The following is a 16,528-nucleotide window of genomic DNA, read 5'->3' on the forward strand; positions in this document are numbered from 1 at the left end:
AACTGAGATTAAATTTTAACAACCTGAAGAAAAAAAAGGCAAAAAAAACGACCCAATGGGTCGTATTTTTTTAAAGAACTAAAATTATTTGATTTTAGCTTCTTTGAAGATTACGTGTTGACGGATTTTTGGATCAAATTTTTTGATTTCCATTTTTTCCGGCATAGTACGTTTGTTCTTAGTAGTGGTATAGAAATAACCTGTACCAGCAGAAGAAACTAGGCGAATCTTATCACGCATTTTCGTTGCTCCTTAGATCTTTTGACCTTGAGCACGTAGGTCAGCAACAACCTTTTCGATGCCCAATTTGTCGATAATACGCATACCTTTAGTAGTTAGACGAAGACGTACGAAACGTTTTTCGCTTTCTAACCAAAAACGGTGGTGGTGCAGGTTCGGCTCGAACCGGCGCTTAGTTTTGTTGTTGGCGTGTGAGACGTTGTTACCAACGACTGGACGCTTGCCGGTAACTTGGCAAACCTTAGACATGGTGTAACTCCATTGATTTAGCCAACAGCAAACCTGTATGGCCAGTCAAAATAAAACGGATTGAATTCATTCAAGGGGCGTTTTATATCAAAAATACGCTTAAAAGACAAGCGAAATTGATAAAAACAGGGCATGACCTGTTGTGATAGATCATGCCTTGATCATTTAACGAAGAAAGGCTTTACGGATAAGACTAGGGATCGGTCTATTAAACGGAGGCAGTACGTATTTCAAGCTGAATAGCTTTGGAATAGACATGACTGAGCGTTCATTTGATAAACTGAAGAAGCCTTCGGGACCATGGTATCTGCCCATACCAGATGCACCAACGCCACCGAAAGGTAGATCATCTTGTGCAACATGAGTAACAACAGCGTTTTGACCAAAGTGTCCAGAGTGAGTACGTTGCGAAACGTATTCTGCTCGAGCATCGTTAAAGTCGAAATAGTATAATGCAAGTGGACGTGGTCGGTCATTAATAAACTCGATAACTTCGTCTATTTGATCATATTCTAAGATTGGTAAAATTGGACCAAAGATTTCGTTCTTCATAATTTCCATATCAGGGCTGATATTGGTCAGAAGGGTTGGCGCTATTTTACGTACAGAAGCAAGCTCTTCTTTTAATGGGTTAATTTCAGTGACTTGAGCACCATTTTGAATCGCATCTTCTAAGTAACCTTGTAAGCGTTTATTTTGCTTATCGGTCACTATAGAGGTGTAATCTTGGTTGTCACGTAATGTTGGATACATCGTTTTCGCAACGGTTTCAAACTGGTGAATAAACTCTGAAGTTTTACCACGTGGTAGGAAAATATAATCTGGTGCGACACAAGTTTGACCCGCATTCCACAATTTACCGAATGCAACACGCTCCGCGACATCCTTTAAGTCAATTGAAGGATGCACAATAACTGGTGACTTACCACCAAGTTCTAGAATAACTGGAACTAAGTTTTCAGATGCTGCTTTCATCACAGTCTTACCAACATTGGTAGAGCCTGTGAAGACTAATTTATCAAATGCAAGATGACTGAATGTGTCAGAGATTACGCCACCACCTGTAACAACGGCAACTAACTCTTGTGGGAACGCTTCAGATAAAGCATTTTGTAATACATAGCCAAAGTTACGAGAGGTGCTTGAAACTTTAATCATGGCATGGTTGCCCGCTGCCAATGCACATACTAATGGGCTAATCGCCAATAATAAAGGGTAGTTCCAAGGGGAAATAATACCGACAACACCTAAAGGTTGATACTGAACCCAACCTTTTGCAGGTTGATGTAAAATACCGATATGGCGTTTAGAAGGCTTCATCCACTCTGTTAAATGTTTGCTGTAATATTTGATTTGTTCGAGTGAAGTGAGTAGTTCACCAATTTTAGTTTCAGAAACCGAACGATTACCATAATCTTGGCTAATTGCTTCTGCAATTTGGTCCTGATATTTAATCAAAACTGCTTTAAGACGAGCCAAACGTTCAATACGCTGTTTTGCTGTCGGGTTCGGATAACGTCGATAGGCTGCTTTCTGAAGCGCTAGAAGATCATGTAAATGCTGAACTTCCGATGCTTCAGTCGTCATTAAATTTGTTTTTGTTTGACTGTTCATGACCAGTACCACTAATGTAAGGGTTGATGTGATTTTTATTTTTAGAGTAAATACTCTAAAAGTCAAGTCACTTTTATGTTAGCTTGGGCTAAACGTCATTATTCTTGTTATAGATGGTATTAGGATGTCGCATTCCAAAACGTTAAAAACCAAAGACCGAATCTTGCAAATTAGTTTGCAACTCTTTAACGAACGTGGAGAGCGATCTGTCACAACTAACCATATCGCAGCAGAGTTAGGTATTAGCCCTGGTAATCTCTATTATCACTTTCGTAACAAGCAAGAGATCATTAAAGAGTTGATGGAGCAATATCAGCATGCAACTTTAGAGCTGCTAGCATTGCCAGAAGACCGTGATGTAAATGCCAATGATAAAATCCGATACTTTCAAGTACTCAGTAGTCAGTTATGGGCCTATCGTTTTCTGCATCGTGATGTATATCATTTAACCGAAAATAATGATGACTTTAGAAAAATTTACCCGCGTTTCGCAGGTAAAGTGATGCAACAAGGTCAAAAGATTTACCGAGCCTTCGTCAATGCAGGTCTCATGCAAATGACAGAGTCTGAAATTGAAGCGTTGATCATTAACCTATGGATTGTCCTAACCAATTGGACGAACTTTCTATATATGTCTGGTCATTTAAAAGATTCCAACCATCTAGATGAAAAGTGGGTTTGGCAGGCACTGCGTCAAATGGTGTTTCTTGAAGGTCCTTATTTACGTGGTGAAAGTCGTCAGACTTATGAGCGCTTGCTTGAAACGTTGGGAACATCTGAATTATTTGCTAGTCTTTCTGCTGATCGAGAAGATTGATTTCAGCAAAGATAATTTGAAAGCATTAAAAAAAGAGTTAGAATACGCGGCTGTTTTTCAATTTAACTGTTAAGTGATATAAATCATCATGAATATGACAACTGCTAACACAGCACGTTTACTGATTACTTGCGAAGATAAACCAGGAATCGTGCAGGCTGTATCGAGCTTTTTGTATCATCAAGGGGCAAACATCACTGCGCTTGATCAATATGCAACAGAAGCTCAGGGCGGGCGTTATTTCATGCGTGTTGAGTTTGAACTCGACAATTTGCAAAGCCGTAAGGAAAATATTCTACAAACTTTCGCCACAAACGTAGCTGAACGTTACAACATGCATTGGCGTCTAGCTTTAGTGTCAGATGTAAAGAAAGTAGGTATTTTGGTATCGAAAGTCGATCATGCCTTGCTTGAACTTTTATGGCGTCATGCACGTGGTGGATTACCTTGTGAAATCACTAAGGTTGTGTCGAATCATGAAGATCTACGTGAGTCTGTGGAAAATTTCGGTATTCCTTTTGAAGTTGTGCCTGTCAATAAAGAGAACAAGCGCGAAGCATATGCAAAAATTGATGAGTTAATGCAAGGTAATGATTTGCTTGTACTCGCACGTTATATGCAGATTCTTGATGAAGAGTTCGTCTCTAAGTGGGAAATGAAAGTGATCAACATTCATCATTCTTTCCTTCCAGCTTTTGTGGGTGCTAACCCTTATAAGCAAGCGTATGAAAAAGGCGTAAAACTGATTGGTGCAACAGCGCATTATGTGACAGCTGATTTGGATCAAGGCCCGATTATTGAACAAGATGTTGAGCGTGTCAGCCATGATTTTACAGTTGATCAATTACGTGAATTAGGTCAAGACGTTGAGCGTAATGTCTTGGCGCGTGCTGTTAAGTGGCATTTAGAAGACCGTATCATTGTTGATGGTAATAAAACTGTGGTATTCCAGTGATTTTTAATTAAATATCACTGATTTATTAAGGCATGCGTGAGCATGCCTTTTTTATTGATGATCAAAAAAACTCATCAAAACTGCAGAATTAATAGTTGCAAATGAAAACACTTCTCATTTATTATTGGCGTACTTTAATTGTACTAACCGATAAGTTTGATTGAAATCTTCCTTCTGAAGACAGCGTCAATGTATATCAGGTCATAAACTTTAATGAGCCCATCTTCCATTCCTATGATGCAAAATCCAATCTCAATGAAAAAGAAAGTGCTTACTTCGCTCATTGCAGTGGTGATCGGGCATATTGGTGTTTTATTTGCCGTGAGTCAGATGAAAACACCTGAATTAAAACCTATTGATAAAGACCCAATTAAGGTTCGTTTTGTTCAGATTAAAGAGGATGCGCCACCGCCGCCACCTCCTGTTGAACCTGTGAAACCTCAAGTTCAACCAAAACCAGAACCTAAAGTCGTTGAACCACCTCCTGTGGTTAAACCCAAAGTCATTGCTGAAAAGCCTAAACCTGTCGAACAAAAAGCAATTGTTCAAGAAGATAAATTAGAAAAGCAAAAGCAGGAACAACAGCGTTTAGAGCAAGAACGTAAAAATCGTGAGTTACTTGAACAGCAGCGACGTGAGCAAGCATTGCGTGACCAACAGCTACGTGAGCAACAAGAACGTGAGCGCTTGGAAAATGAAAGACGCGAACAAGAACGTCGTGAGCAGCAAGCTCGTAATACACCAAAGAATTTAAGTATTGGGCAAATATCATGGTCTCGTACACCGAAGCCATCATATACCAACCGAGATTTACAAGGTTCTGATCGTACTGTTGTAGTATCGATTGAAGCGGACACTAACGGTAATGTAGTGAATGCCAGAATCACAAAATCAAGTGGAATTGATTCGCTTGATCAAAAGATTTTACGCTCAGTGCGTAATGCAAAATTCAGACCTTATAAGGAAAATGGTGTGGCTTATCCGTTTAGAGCGGAACAACCATTTGAACTTAAGTTGAATTCTAACGGCTAACTTTTATTAGGAGTTCGAGTATGAACTTTTCAGTTTATTGGCAACATGCTGATGCAGTCAGTAAGACGCTTTATTTCGTTTTACTCGCAATGTCTATTGCGACATGGACGATTGTCGTTTTACGTGTGATGGGAACACGTCAACTGAAAGAAGTTGCTTATGCTCAACTCTCTAAAGCACTAGCAGGATTGAAAGCAAAACTCGCTCCTTTGGGATTTGAACAACGTAAAGCTGTTGCGGAGCAAGCTTTATTGCGTCAGATTGCTTTGGAAAAAGCATCTGCTGAAAAAGGTGTTGCTGTACTCGGAACAATTGCCTCACTTGCACCATTTGTAGGGCTATTTGGTACAGTATGGGGAATCTTCCATGCATTGGTTGCAGTAGGTAAAAGCGGTCAAGCAGGACTTGCACAAGTTGCAACCCCTGTGGGTGAAGCCCTGATTATGACTGGTATTGGTCTAGCAGTAGCTATTCCAGCAGTGATCGCATACAACATTTGTATTCGCTTTAATCGTACATTAAGTAATGAACTACAAGATCATGCTCACAGTCTTTTAATCGACACGATGCTGCAACAAGATTCTTCTGCGCAAAAAGTTGAAGTGAAAGCGACTCAAGAAAGTTACGTTGGAGGTCAAGCTTAATGGCTTTTCAATTGGGTGAAGACAACGATACAGGCATGACGGAGATGAACCTCATCCCGTTAATTGACATTATGTTGGTTTTGATGATCATCTTCTTGGTGACAGCGACCGTTGCTAACCCATCAATTCCATTAACTTTACCAAAAACGACAGCGGATATCATTGATCCGCCACCTGAATCGATTCAAGTAAGCATTAACTCACAGGGTGAGATTGCATGGGATTCAGAAATTATCAGCTTAGATGAATTGCAAAAAAGATTTAACGATGCCGGTGGTTCAGCACAACAACCGACAATTATTCTTAAAGCAGATAAAGAATCACGTTACGATACTGTTGCTCAAGTGATGTCACGTGCAAGCGAAGCCGGGCTTGCTGACATTGCCTTTGCCACAGATAATTAACTGATTAACATGAGAAAAGCGACCATAAGGTCGCTTTTTTTATACCTGTATTAGTCTTTGAGTAAACCTTCAAATTTAGAGCGAAGCTTTAAAAGTTTTGGTGGGATACTAAAATTGCAGTAGCCCTGAGTCGGGTTACGAGCAAAGAAATTTTGATGATATTCTTCAGCAGGGTAGAAGGTCGGTACTGAGCTTAGTTCTGTAACAATATCTAAACCTTCTGCTTTTAACTGTTGAATCGCTTTCTCTGCAATCTGGCGCTGTTCTTCATTAAAATAATAAATGACAGAGCGATATTGCGTACCTATATCATTACCTTGGCGATTGAGTGTGGTTGGATCATGTGTTGCAAAAAATACATCAAGCAATTGAGCAAAGCTAATTTGACTTTCATCAAAATCCACTAAAACCACTTCTGCGTGATGGGTGTCTCCTTTGCAAATGTCCTCATAGCTTGGATTGGCCGTATACCCACCCGCATAACCACTCACGACTTTAGTGACACCTTTGAGTTGAAGGAAAACTGCTTCAACACACCAGAAGCATCCGCCACCGAGCAAAGCTTGTTGCATGGGATTCACCTTATTGAGTTGCAATGACTGAAATAATGGGGTGTAGAATGAAAAAAGCAACCAGTGAAATGGTTGCTTAACTGTTAACGCGGTTGTATTGCAGACTCATACTGCAATACTGGATTACCATTCTCATCGAGTAGGCGAAGCGTTTTGTCATAGACTTGGAATGCCGCGACTTTTGCCAAGGCAGCATTATAGCGATTTGCAAGTTCTTGAGTATTCACACACATCATTTGTGTAGTTGCAACTTCACTCAAGCTAATTTTGTCAGCTTTAATGCTATATGCACCCATAAAACGGTTACAACCATCTGCACCACTCAAACGACTAGATGCTGCATCAAATCGAATACTTGGAACATTGTGTGCAGTAGGGTCGGTCTTAAATTCTGTTGCGCCAATATGTGTCAAAATCCAAGTTTTATTTTGCAATTGATTAAGTGCTTGTTGTTGCTTTTCAGCAGATGGTGTTGTGGTACATGCTGTAAAAAGTAATGCTGAGCCTATAACGGATACGGCTAAAAGTTGTTTTAACATATGAAATGCCCCTGTGTTATTTCTTTCTAATGTAAATTAAATTCAAGTCAATTTTATGTATATCAACTGATACGCTAAGGTGCAAGCTCTGGCTGACTCTGAGGGAGACCCAGACGAATCAATTTTGAATAATTTTCACTACTTTGGTATTTAAATTGATTAAATTTGTCTGTTCTTGGATTGATATGTGCCTTGTTGTACCAAGTTTTGATATCCCAATGATGTTGTAATGCCCCCAAGTCATAAAGATAATTAGGTAAATAACCTGAGGCTAATAATCTGTAGTCCACTGGCAGTTCATGTTTGGAAATCGCTTGAACCATATCAAAAACCAAAGTGGTGCAGTTACTGGTCAAGGTGTTATACCATTTTGGTTCTTGACTAAGTTGATCTGCTTGCTCTAAATATTCCTCAAATAAAGCTTTCATTTCAGCAGCTTTCATGTTGATTGGGAAAAAATAGACCTGCTCATTACGTACATTGCTACGTGTATAAATAATGTCTTTCTCGTCAGCAGCAACTAAACTGACTTCGTACTTTCTAAAAAAACCACCAATAGCAGAAAACTCTTCATCTTTTTCTTTGCGAATTTCAATCGAAAAGGTCAGTGGTTTAGAGTTTTTGAAATCAAAGCTGACTAAAGTATGGGCGATTTGTGGTCCCATCCAATATGAAGTAATGATGTTAATGCCACTGATTTGATTCAAATCAATCTGACGTGTATCCCAGCGTTCTTGATAGGTTCCGTCTTCATTCCATGCAAAATTACGCACATTGTGTAAAGTGACCCAATCACCTTGACGTTCATAATTGAGAATTCTTGCGACTTCAGGATTCCACTCACGGTCTTGTTTGGCAGGGATACTAAAATACCAAACTAAACTGAACGCAAAAAAGACAATGTATAAGACAACATCTTTACTACGGCTGAAAAAATGTTGTGTTGCATATATGCCTAAAACACTTAAGGCAAAAGCGACCCAAAAGCCAATGATAATACGACTGACTAACCAGCCAAATGGCTCTTGAACCCATAAGGCCATACATAACCAAATTGAAGAGAAGATGACAAATAAACTAAATAGGGAGTGAAAAGCTCCCTTTGCAAGCGCAAGAATAAACTCTCTTTTACCGATGTTATGCATTGTTATTGGCTATATGTAAGAAAGCTTTATTTTTGGTAGGTTGCGAACTCAAATGCAATATTTGTTTTGTCATCAATGTGTTGCTCTGATGCCACTTTTTTAAATTCAGGTGGAATCTCGGGATAAAAAACATCACCATCAACATCTAGGTCTATGTGAGTGAGTTCTAATCGGTCTGCAATATTAATAGTCTGTTCAAAAATTTCACCGCCTCCGATTATAAAAATCGTGTTCGGTTTATCTGATAACTTCACATCATCTATAGATTTTTCTAAAGCTTCTTCAATTGAATAAGCAACTTTAACACCGTCATGACACCACTCTTTATTTCGTGTGATAACCCAATTAACTCTTTTGGGTAGTGGTCGACCAATTGAGTCGAAATTTTTTCTTCCAAGAATAATTACGCCACCTTGTGTAATTTCTTTGAAATGCTTCAGATCTGCAGAAATATGCCAAGGTAAATCGTTATCCTTACCGATACATCTTTGATTGTCCATCGCAACCACGTGTACAACCTCAAATTGTTGTTGGAAAGCCATAACGTTTAATCCAAGTCATGTAAATTAACAAATAAAAAAACCCTACTTTAATAAAAGTAGGGTTTGTATTGTAACTTCAAAATAATAATTTAAACAGCTTCACTGCTTTTAAAGGTATTAGATTTTAAAGTTACTTGAATTTGATTTATTTTATAGCACTTTTCAAATATTTAAACCGCAACTGGTGCTTTAATTGCAGGATGCGATTCGTAATTTACGATTTCAATATCTTCAAATTTGAAATCAAAAATATCTTTAATTTTAGGATTAAGTTTGAGTTGGCACAATGGAAGTGGTTCACGTGTTAATTGAAGTTGTGCTTGCTCGAAATGATTGGCGTAAAGATGAGTATCACCACCTGTCCACACAAAATCACCGACTTCTAGATCACAGACTTGCGCAATCATATGGGTGAGAAGTGCATAACTTGCAATATTAAATGGAACGCCAAGAAAAACATCAGCACTACGTTGATAAAGCTGACATGATAATTTTCCATCCTGAACAAAAAACTGGAAAAGCGTGTGACAAGGAGGGAGTGCCACTTGTCCAGCTTCTTTTGGGTTCCAACCTGATACGATCAAACGACGGGAGTTTGGATTGGTTTTAATTTCATTAATTAACCATTTGATTTGATCAAATCCATCTTGCTCGTATAAACCATCGTCTTTCTTAGTTGCACCAAAGTTACGCCATTGGTGTCCATATACTGGACCTAGCTCTCCTTCAGGACGTCCAAAACGAGCAGTCTGCTCAGCTGTCGACCATTCATCCCAAATTGTAACTTTATGATCTTGAAGATATTTAACATTGGTATCACCTTTAAGGAACCAAAGTAATTCAATCACGATTGAACGGAAGTGAACTTTCTTTGTGGTCAGTAGAGGAAAACCTTTAGAAAGATCAAAGCGCATTTGATGACCAAATACAGAACGAGTACCTGTACCAGTACGGTCACCTTTATCACCGCCATTGTCGAGGATATGTTGTAGTAGGTCTAAATACGCTTTCATAAATGTCCTGATCGATTTGAATGTGGCATTTGAAGAATAAACCAATGCCAAAAATTTCATTGGCATCAGTTTATACTAAAGCAGCATGCTTTTTAATATCTTCCTTACGGAATAGAATCTTTGAAAGCGAGTAATTAAAGAAATAAGAAAGCACCCTTTAGGGTGCTCTCATTTACCACAAAATTTTAGGGCTTAAGCAGTTTTGTGTCCTGTATGTACAGTATGAATTAAATCGCTTAGGTCATAACCAATGGATTGAGCATATGCAAGATACGCTTGTTTGATAGATTCATTTAACACAGGTTCACGGTGCAGAATCCAAAGATATTTTTGATTAGGTTCACCGACTAAAGCAGTTTGATAATTTTCATCGATCTTAAGTACCCAATAGTCACCTTTAGTGAATGGAATCCAACGAAATCCTTCAGGCAAAAAGCTGACTTCTAATTTGCCATGTGCAGCATCTACAACTGTGGCTTCGCCAATAGACTCATCCAGTTCTTTGTTGCCATCAAGACAACGATTTTGAACACGTACAGTTCCATCGTTGTTTAAGGTATAGACTGCCGAAATATCCGTACTGTCTTCAGGTTGATGCTTCATTGGTAAGCGTGCAATCTCATACCAAGTACCTAAATAGCGTTCAAGTTGGAAGTTAGATACGGTCGTTAAATTTTGACTCATTAGGATGTACTCCATTTAATCTAAATTAGATACATCCTTTGAGTATAGGCACAGTTTTGGAGTAGAAATAATACTGTTCTGTAGCAAAGCGTTAAGTGAGTGTGATTAATTTATATTTATTTTCATTTGCTTAGTAGTTTTGAAATTCAGCGGGGTGTACGAGATGCATATAAACTCACTACGAATAATCCCACTGCGCTATAACCCATGAGTTGTACAAAAAGTGCAAAAAACTCTCTGCTATTTTGAAAGTTCAGCGCTGAAAGCATGAAGATAAAAAATACAATCAAGATGAAAGGACTAAAAGCATAATATGCTTTCAGCTGATGCTTTAGACGCTTAGATTGGATCAAAACATGATGAATAATGTGTAGACTTAAGCCTAAACATAAGCTTATTAGTGTCGATAGAAAATCAAGTTTTTTAATTTCAGCTGTCAACAGAATCACTACACACGTTGATATACAAATGATCAATTTAAGCCTGCGTGTGCATCGTTCCGAATACCAGAAATTTAACATAATGAAGTCTTAATGCTGATGTTGATGAAGTAGAGACAGTGGGGAAAATAAGCAAATAGATAAAGCCATAAATCCTAATCCTTGAGCGCCAGGTAAAAGAATTTCTCCATCTTTTGCATGCATGAAAATTAAGGCAAGTAGCAGAGCGATAGGAATCCAAGTAAATAATCGGTACATCAACCCTGTTGGATGGTGTGAAGCGAAATGAATTTTACAGTAACGGCAAATAAGAAAAACGATACCTGTGCCCACAAACATTAAGATGGCATCGAAGTTAAGCGGTTGCATCCAATATAACGTAGCGGTAGCACTCGCAATCAAAATAAAAAATAAAGCTTTGTATTGTATTGAAACTTTAGGATCAAACCAAAACTCGAGCATAGTAATCTGAATCACAGTAAATAATTCAAAACTCTAGCACAAAAAAAGGTGAACAAGATGTTCACCTTTGAGGACATAATTTACTTATTTGCCATTATTTTGTAGAGGACCCCAGTCATATACTTTCTTTTGGTAGGCATACCAAAGCATCCATAGCCCGATAAGAATCATTGGAACTGTAAGGAACTGTCCTTTGCTCATCCATCCGATAAATAATTGTCCATTATCTGGCTCACGGAAGAATTCAACTGTGAAGCGAGCGATACCATATCCAATTAAGAATAGAGCAGAAACAGCCATGCGTGGACGAGGTTTAGAACTAAACCACCACAGAACAATAAAAAGAATCAAACCCTCACAGAGTGCTTGGTAAAGTTGGGATGGATGTCGTACGAGTTGTAAAGGATCTGTAGGGAAAATCATACCCAATGCGAAATTTGGATCTGTGACTTGTCGGCCATAAAGTTCGCCGCCAATAAAGTTGCCAATACGACCAAACATCAGACCTGTTGGAACACATGGGGCAATAAAATCCAGTGTTTGGAACCAAGTCATTTTGTATTTTTTACACCACAATAACATGGCCAACATGACACCTAAGAAGCCGCCATGGAAGCTCATGCCACCTGTCCAAACTTGGAATAACCATATCGGATTTGCAAGGAATTGATCAAAACCATAAAAGAACACATAGCCTACTCGACCACCAATCACGACACCTAATGCACCGTAAAAGATGAGATCAGAGACCATGTCTGGTGTCCATCCTCGTTGCTTAGCACGGAATGTTGCCAAGCCCCAAGCAAATAAAAATGCGAGTAGATACATGAGTCCATACCAGTGAACTTGTAATGGACCCACAGATATTGCCACTGGGTCAATAGAAGGATAGGTCAGCATTGCTTTTCCTTTATATTATGTTTTGTGTCGATTCTAACGGAAAGACTGAAAAAATGTTGTACATTCAATGTGTAAAGTTCTAAGGATGCAACGATGTGTATTGTAGCAATCGCATGGCAAGTGTTGGATGAAACACCATTATGCTTAATTTCAAATCGGGATGAGTTTTATCACCGACCTGCTTCACAAATTCATAAGTGGGAAAATAGCCCAATTATTGCAGGTCAAGATTTACAATCTGGTGGGACATGGATGGGGATTACTGCTGCAGGGCGTTGGGCACTTGTGACAAATTACCGTGATGCAAATGATAAGAAGGAATATCCAACTTCAAGAGGACATATCATTCAGCAATATCTGGAATCCGATTTAGCACCGATCCGATTCGCCCAAGAATTAGAAAAAAAGCAATGTGATTACGCTGGATTTAACCTTTTTATCGGAACCTCTGATCAAGCGGTTTATATGAGTAATCGTGGTGAATCTCCACAAGTGCTTGCCAAAGGTGTATATGTGGTTTCCAATGGTGTATTAAGTGATCCATGGGAAAAAACCAAACATTTGCGTAAACGCTTCACACAAGAGTTCTTACCATTATTGCAATTAAATCCCAATGCTCAAAAAGCGTATGATTTAGAGTACGCCGTTTGGGATATCTTACAAGATGAAAGAAAAATTGATTTAGACTTATTACCTCAAACGGGCATATCAGTGGAAATGGAGCAGCTGTTATCTTCTACTTTTATACAAAGCCCGATATATGGAACACGATGCTCAAACTACCTGTTGTTGAAAAGAAACCAATGGACTTGGCTTGAAAAAACGCAGCAAGGTGAACATCAGAATCACATAGTCAAAATTGATCTGAATCTCTCAAAAAAAATGCCGACATCGTAGTCGGCATTTTCTATTTCAATGTTTGAATTAAGCAGCAGGAGTGTTTTCTTTCTTTTCTAGACTTTCACCAACAATCTCGCCACCATCTTTACGTGTAATCACGACCGTCGCAGAGCGAGGACGTGTACCTTTACCACCGCTGATAGTGTTGCTGTGATTTGCAGGCCAAGTGCCACCTGGATGCTGAACATTCACAAAAATAGCTTTATAGTCTGGTGTCATCGTTACACCTGTAATTTCACAGCCTGAAGGGCCTGTTAAAAAACGACGTAACTTTGAATCATCAAGCTGTGCGCCAGCAGGAGTAAGTTGAGTGGCATTATTTGAACCAGCATTTGCAGAAGTCACTTTACCATCACTTACTTTACCTGGAAGTGCAGCGAGCATCATGCAATTCGTTTCATCTGTATAAGCGCCATCATCAGTCTGTACCCACAAGACACCACGTGGATCAAACCATAGGCCATCTGGACTTGAGAAATCATTTGCTGATGTGAGTCCAGATAGGTTTACACCCGGAAGTGAATCTTCTTCTGCGCCAAATAAGAAGATATCCCATACAAATGTTTTTGCTGTAACAGTATCACCAGTTTCACGGAAACGAATAATATGTCCGTTGATATTCCCGCGAGGACTACCACTTTTATCATTATCAGCATAATTACGAGGGTTGGCAGCATCAATCGTATGCTCACTTCCACGTAATGAGTTATTTGTTAAGGTGACATAAACCTCACCATTCTCTGGGTTTACTGCAACCCATTCTGGACGATCCATTTTGGTTGCACCAACTGCATCACCTGCTAAACGGGCATTTACCAATACATCAGCTTGATCTGTAAATTTGTATTTTGAATAACTAGCAATTAATGGATTGGAGATATTGAGTTCAATCCACTCACCAGACGTCTTTTGAGTTGCTTCATTAAAGTTAAATTTAGCAACATAGAATTTACCGTTATTCATATATTTATCACCAGCAGCATAACCGCCGTTGATATCTTTAGGGTCCCAAACCGCATCTGAAACAAATTTATAGATATATTCGCCTTGAGAGTCATCCCCCATATAGAAGGCTAGTGGTTGCCCAGGAATGGCACGACTGACACGACAATCTTCATGTGCAAAACGTCCAAGAGCTGTACGTTTTACTGGGCGTTGACGACCATCAAACGGGTCAATTTCAACAATCCAACCAAATGTATTTGGTGAGTTTCTAAAATCTTGAGTTGCAGAAGATGCAGAGACTTTAGTTAACCAGCGCTCATAGACATCTTGAGGGAACAGTTGTGCTTGAACTGTGTGCCACTTATAAGAACTATTTGAAGCAATTTTATAGCGTTTTAACGACTCCAAATCCTTTTCAGAACGATCTTTATCATCGCGAGTAAAGTATTGGTTAAAGTTTTCTTCAGTGGTTAAGTATGTGCCCCAAGGCGTATAACCGTTACCACAGTTATTGATCGTACCTAATGTAAATGTGCCTTCTGGACTGATCTTGGTTTGTACCAATTCATGCCCTTTTACAGGACCAGCGAAATCGATCGGTGTTGCAGCTGTAATTCGACGGTTGAATACAGAGCGTTTGTTTAGAGTGACTTGTTGAGTTGTAGGATTTTTTTGTACTTCAATCACTGAAACGCCGTGACAGTTGATTTCACGTAATGCTTCATCTTCAGAACGAATATCCGCTGAAATGGTATTATTCGCTGGATGCAAAATCGCTTTGTTATCTACATATTCGTGGTTGAGTACCAGTAAACCTACATTTGACTCATTTTGATCATAACGACTATTTTTCATGCCGAAATATGTCATACCGTCATGACATTCGCCTGAGCGCATGGTAAATGAAGCACCACTCGGAATATTATCTGCATCCCATTCAGGCATACCTTCAAAAAGCGGGTCTCCTAGTGCATAAATAACACGTGCTTCATATCCTTCAGGCACTGTGAATTCATTTTTAATATTTTTATCAACCGCTTTAAATGTTAGTTCAGTTGGCGTTTTTGATTTGTCGAATTCAGGTAGTGAAGGATTTGAGTTGTTATTGTCATTGTCGTCACTGTTACAGCCTGCGACTGAAGCCGCTACTGTCAATGCTACTGCACCACCAGCAGTCTTCTTGATGAGATCTCTACGCGTAATTTGCTTTTCAAGTAAATGGTGAAATTCTGGATTCCCCGAATCATTGCTATCGTAATCATCGTTAAAAGGTATTAAATCAGTCATGTTCGTTCCTAGCATCTTGCTTGGTAGTTTTTAGCGTCACCAACAACTTAATGCGCAATCATGACAATCAAATGATAGATTTATGTCAGTTGAATTAAGCTTTTATTTAAAGAGTATGAAAAAGGCGAGTCTTAAGACTCGCCTATGTTTAAAAGGGTCAAAATATCAAAGTACTGACTTTGCTCTTCTATTTTCGAGTAATTTTCCAAAGAAAAGCCCCAATTCAAATAACATCCACATTGGTATCGCCAACATAATCATCGATAGTGCATCAGGTGGCGTCACAAACATAGAAACGAAGAAACAACCTACAATAATAAAACGTCTTTTTTCAACCAATTGTTCTGTGGTAACGACCCCAATCATAATGAGTAATAAAGTCACAATTGGAATTTCAAAAGTTAAACCAAAAACCAAGAATAATTTTAAACAGAAACTCAGATAGCTATTAATGTCAGTCATGGGTGCAACCGTTTCAGGTGCAACGCTAATAAAAAAATGTAAAATCGAAGGGAGGGCTATAAAGTAAGCAAAAGCAACACCCGCATAAAATAATGTAATACTTCCGATGAGTAATGGTAGAGCTAAAGCTTTCTCATTTTTATATAGCGCCGGTCTGACAAAAGCCCATATTTGATAAATGATAAATGGTATGGCGATCATTAGAGCAACGAAGAAGTTTAACTTAAATGGTGCCATAAATGTCGCGGTGACATCCGTTGCAATCATTGATGAATTTATTGGGAGTTGAGCTCTAAGAGGCTCAGACATCATTTGATAGCTTTGATTTGCAAATGGTAATAAACAAAAGAATAAAACTAGAATGACCCCAACTATTCTAAATAAATATTTTCTTAAAATAATAAGATGCTTGGTTATTGGCATTTCTTCAAGCTGAGGATTTTCCTCATTTGAAGAGATGATATTTGGGAGAGTATTGTGACTCATACTGCCTCCGCTAAGACGACATACGGTTTATTGTATTGCGCTGAATTTTGAATATGAATAAAACTTTGCTTAGGTGTAGCGTGTCCTCTAAAAGGAACTGCTGTACTTTGCTGAACGTTTAAATACACATAAACAGGGCTTGTTTCAGAGCGAACCTGTTGATGGATAGGTGGATTTAAATATTCATCGCTTAATA

Annotated in this window: 19 protein-coding genes; 6 read left to right on the top strand and 13 right to left on the bottom strand. The window is 38.8% G+C overall.

Translation table 11 applies throughout. From position 1 onward, the window contains the following. Nucleotides 1-84: 84 nt before the first annotated feature. From rpmG to AC1M9N_RS12140, 3 genes are all read right to left on the bottom strand, one after another. Nucleotides 85-240: a 50S ribosomal protein L33 gene (gene rpmG / locus AC1M9N_RS12130; RefSeq protein ID WP_001205031.1), complete on the bottom strand. Its 156-nt coding sequence runs from the start codon at nucleotides 238-240 to the stop codon at nucleotides 85-87. A 12-nt stretch (nucleotides 241-252) separates the two neighbouring features. Further along, on the bottom strand, nucleotides 253-489 hold the full coding sequence (gene rpmB / locus AC1M9N_RS12135; RefSeq protein WP_000048256.1) for a 50S ribosomal protein L28: 237 nt from the start codon (nucleotides 487-489) through the stop codon (nucleotides 253-255). A gap of 165 nt (nucleotides 490-654) precedes the next feature. Beyond that, nucleotides 655-2,103 (bottom strand): coniferyl aldehyde dehydrogenase, encoded by a 1,449-nt coding sequence (locus tag AC1M9N_RS12140; RefSeq protein WP_481954827.1) that lies wholly within the window; start codon nucleotides 2,101-2,103, stop codon nucleotides 655-657. Nucleotides 2,104-2,227: 124 nt separating this feature from the next. Between AC1M9N_RS12140 and AC1M9N_RS12145 the strand changes: the two genes are divergently transcribed. The 5 genes from AC1M9N_RS12145 (at nucleotide 2,228) to AC1M9N_RS12165 (ending at nucleotide 5,955) form a co-directional block, all read left to right on the top strand. Continuing rightward, the gene (locus AC1M9N_RS12145; RefSeq protein ID WP_035266753.1) at nucleotides 2,228-2,920 is read left to right on the top strand and encodes a TetR/AcrR family transcriptional regulator; all 693 of its coding nucleotides are present in this window, start codon (nucleotides 2,228-2,230) and stop codon (nucleotides 2,918-2,920) included. Nucleotides 2,921-3,008: 88 nt separating this feature from the next. After that, the gene (gene purU / locus AC1M9N_RS12150) at nucleotides 3,009-3,875 is read left to right on the top strand and encodes a formyltetrahydrofolate deformylase (RefSeq protein ID WP_092766746.1); all 867 of its coding nucleotides are present in this window, start codon (nucleotides 3,009-3,011) and stop codon (nucleotides 3,873-3,875) included. 213 nt (nucleotides 3,876-4,088) lie between these two features. Then, nucleotides 4,089-4,907 (top strand): energy transducer TonB, encoded by an 819-nt coding sequence (locus AC1M9N_RS12155; RefSeq protein ID WP_035266750.1) that lies wholly within the window; start codon nucleotides 4,089-4,091, stop codon nucleotides 4,905-4,907. A gap of 20 nt (nucleotides 4,908-4,927) precedes the next feature. After that, complete coding sequence (locus AC1M9N_RS12160; RefSeq protein ID WP_180028347.1) at nucleotides 4,928-5,551, top strand: MotA/TolQ/ExbB proton channel family protein; 624 nt, start codon at nucleotides 4,928-4,930, stop codon at nucleotides 5,549-5,551. Next, nucleotides 5,551-5,955: an ExbD/TolR family protein gene (locus AC1M9N_RS12165; protein ID WP_035266746.1), complete on the top strand. Its 405-nt coding sequence runs from the start codon at nucleotides 5,551-5,553 to the stop codon at nucleotides 5,953-5,955. Before AC1M9N_RS12160 ends, AC1M9N_RS12165 begins: the two co-directional genes overlap by 1 nt. Nucleotides 5,956-6,005: 50 nt before the next feature. Here the strand turns inward: AC1M9N_RS12165 and msrA are convergent, their stop codons facing one another. The 8 genes from msrA to lgt all read right to left on the bottom strand — a co-directional run bounded on the left by msrA (nucleotide 6,006) and on the right by lgt (nucleotide 12,252). Beyond that, nucleotides 6,006-6,527 (bottom strand): peptide-methionine (S)-S-oxide reductase MsrA, encoded by a 522-nt coding sequence (msrA, locus tag AC1M9N_RS12170; protein WP_035266744.1) that lies wholly within the window; start codon nucleotides 6,525-6,527, stop codon nucleotides 6,006-6,008. An 83-nt stretch (nucleotides 6,528-6,610) separates the two neighbouring features. Next, a complete protein-coding gene (locus AC1M9N_RS12175) occupies nucleotides 6,611-7,066 on the bottom strand; it encodes an META domain-containing protein (protein ID WP_481954828.1) in 456 nt (151 codons plus the stop codon). 74 nt (nucleotides 7,067-7,140) lie between these two features. Next, nucleotides 7,141-8,211 (bottom strand): Lnb N-terminal periplasmic domain-containing protein, encoded by a 1,071-nt coding sequence (locus tag AC1M9N_RS12180; protein WP_481954829.1) that lies wholly within the window; start codon nucleotides 8,209-8,211, stop codon nucleotides 7,141-7,143. 26 nt (nucleotides 8,212-8,237) lie between these two features. Then, complete coding sequence (locus AC1M9N_RS12185; RefSeq protein WP_481952138.1) at nucleotides 8,238-8,753, bottom strand: dihydrofolate reductase; 516 nt, start codon at nucleotides 8,751-8,753, stop codon at nucleotides 8,238-8,240. A gap of 170 nt (nucleotides 8,754-8,923) precedes the next feature. Further along, nucleotides 8,924-9,766: a thymidylate synthase gene (thyA, locus tag AC1M9N_RS12190; RefSeq protein WP_481952139.1), complete on the bottom strand. Its 843-nt coding sequence runs from the start codon at nucleotides 9,764-9,766 to the stop codon at nucleotides 8,924-8,926. A gap of 192 nt (nucleotides 9,767-9,958) precedes the next feature. After that, a complete protein-coding gene (locus tag AC1M9N_RS12195; protein WP_481954830.1) occupies nucleotides 9,959-10,450 on the bottom strand; it encodes a lipocalin family protein in 492 nt (163 codons plus the stop codon). Between the two features lie 530 nt (nucleotides 10,451-10,980). Continuing rightward, nucleotides 10,981-11,352 carry a hypothetical protein gene (locus AC1M9N_RS12200; RefSeq protein ID WP_035266735.1) on the bottom strand — a complete coding sequence of 124 codons (372 nt, stop codon included), beginning with the start codon at nucleotides 11,350-11,352 and terminating at the stop codon, nucleotides 10,981-10,983. Nucleotides 11,353-11,436: 84 nt separating this feature from the next. Further along, nucleotides 11,437-12,252 carry a prolipoprotein diacylglyceryl transferase gene (lgt, locus tag AC1M9N_RS12205; RefSeq protein ID WP_035266733.1) on the bottom strand — a complete coding sequence of 272 codons (816 nt, stop codon included), beginning with the start codon at nucleotides 12,250-12,252 and terminating at the stop codon, nucleotides 11,437-11,439. Nucleotides 12,253-12,345: 93 nt separating this feature from the next. Here lgt and AC1M9N_RS12210 point away from each other — a divergent pair, with 93 nt between their 5' ends. After that, nucleotides 12,346-13,149 carry an NRDE family protein gene (locus tag AC1M9N_RS12210; protein WP_481591566.1) on the top strand — a complete coding sequence of 268 codons (804 nt, stop codon included), beginning with the start codon at nucleotides 12,346-12,348 and terminating at the stop codon, nucleotides 13,147-13,149. Nucleotides 13,150-13,176: 27 nt separating this feature from the next. Here the strand turns inward: AC1M9N_RS12210 and AC1M9N_RS12215 are convergent, their stop codons facing one another. Further along, nucleotides 13,177-15,384: a PhoX family protein gene (locus tag AC1M9N_RS12215; protein WP_481954831.1), complete on the bottom strand. Its 2,208-nt coding sequence runs from the start codon at nucleotides 15,382-15,384 to the stop codon at nucleotides 13,177-13,179. Nucleotides 15,385-15,549: 165 nt separating this feature from the next. After that, complete coding sequence (gene tatC / locus AC1M9N_RS12220; RefSeq protein ID WP_481597589.1) at nucleotides 15,550-16,332, bottom strand: twin-arginine translocase subunit TatC; 783 nt, start codon at nucleotides 16,330-16,332, stop codon at nucleotides 15,550-15,552. Nucleotides 16,333-16,528: the final 196 nt, after the last annotated feature.

It is taken from the genome of Acinetobacter sp. ANC_7655, assembly GCF_056784015.1.

Coding starts and splice junctions, on each gene's coding strand:
- AC1M9N_RS12155 (WP_035266750.1), top strand. CDS start 4,089: ATGAGCCCATCTTCCATTCCTATGATGCAAAATCCAATCTCAATGAAA.
- AC1M9N_RS12180 (WP_481954829.1), bottom strand. CDS start 8,211: ATGCATAACATCGGTAAAAGAGAGTTTATTCTTGCGCTTGCAAAGGGA.
- thyA (WP_481952139.1), bottom strand. CDS start 9,766: ATGAAAGCGTATTTAGACCTACTACAACATATCCTCGACAATGGCGGT.
- rpmB (WP_000048256.1), bottom strand. CDS start 489: ATGTCTAAGGTTTGCCAAGTTACCGGCAAGCGTCCAGTCGTTGGTAAC.
- AC1M9N_RS12215 (WP_481954831.1), bottom strand. CDS start 15,384: ATGACTGATTTAATACCTTTTAACGATGATTACGATAGCAATGATTCG.
- AC1M9N_RS12195 (WP_481954830.1), bottom strand. CDS start 10,450: ATGAGTCAAAATTTAACGACCGTATCTAACTTCCAACTTGAACGCTAT.
- AC1M9N_RS12160 (WP_180028347.1), top strand. CDS start 4,928: ATGAACTTTTCAGTTTATTGGCAACATGCTGATGCAGTCAGTAAGACG.
- AC1M9N_RS12165 (WP_035266746.1), top strand. CDS start 5,551: ATGGCTTTTCAATTGGGTGAAGACAACGATACAGGCATGACGGAGATG.
- rpmG (WP_001205031.1), bottom strand. CDS start 240: ATGCGTGATAAGATTCGCCTAGTTTCTTCTGCTGGTACAGGTTATTTC.
- AC1M9N_RS12175 (WP_481954828.1), bottom strand. CDS start 7,066: ATGTTAAAACAACTTTTAGCCGTATCCGTTATAGGCTCAGCATTACTT.
- purU (WP_092766746.1), top strand. CDS start 3,009: ATGAATATGACAACTGCTAACACAGCACGTTTACTGATTACTTGCGAA.
- AC1M9N_RS12140 (WP_481954827.1), bottom strand. CDS start 2,103: ATGAACAGTCAAACAAAAACAAATTTAATGACGACTGAAGCATCGGAA.
- AC1M9N_RS12185 (WP_481952138.1), bottom strand. CDS start 8,753: ATGGCTTTCCAACAACAATTTGAGGTTGTACACGTGGTTGCGATGGAC.
- msrA (WP_035266744.1), bottom strand. CDS start 6,527: ATGCAACAAGCTTTGCTCGGTGGCGGATGCTTCTGGTGTGTTGAAGCA.
- lgt (WP_035266733.1), bottom strand. CDS start 12,252: ATGCTGACCTATCCTTCTATTGACCCAGTGGCAATATCTGTGGGTCCA.
- tatC (WP_481597589.1), bottom strand. CDS start 16,332: ATGAGTCACAATACTCTCCCAAATATCATCTCTTCAAATGAGGAAAAT.
- AC1M9N_RS12200 (WP_035266735.1), bottom strand. CDS start 11,352: ATGCTCGAGTTTTGGTTTGATCCTAAAGTTTCAATACAATACAAAGCT.
- AC1M9N_RS12210 (WP_481591566.1), top strand. CDS start 12,346: ATGTGTATTGTAGCAATCGCATGGCAAGTGTTGGATGAAACACCATTA.
- AC1M9N_RS12145 (WP_035266753.1), top strand. CDS start 2,228: ATGTCGCATTCCAAAACGTTAAAAACCAAAGACCGAATCTTGCAAATT.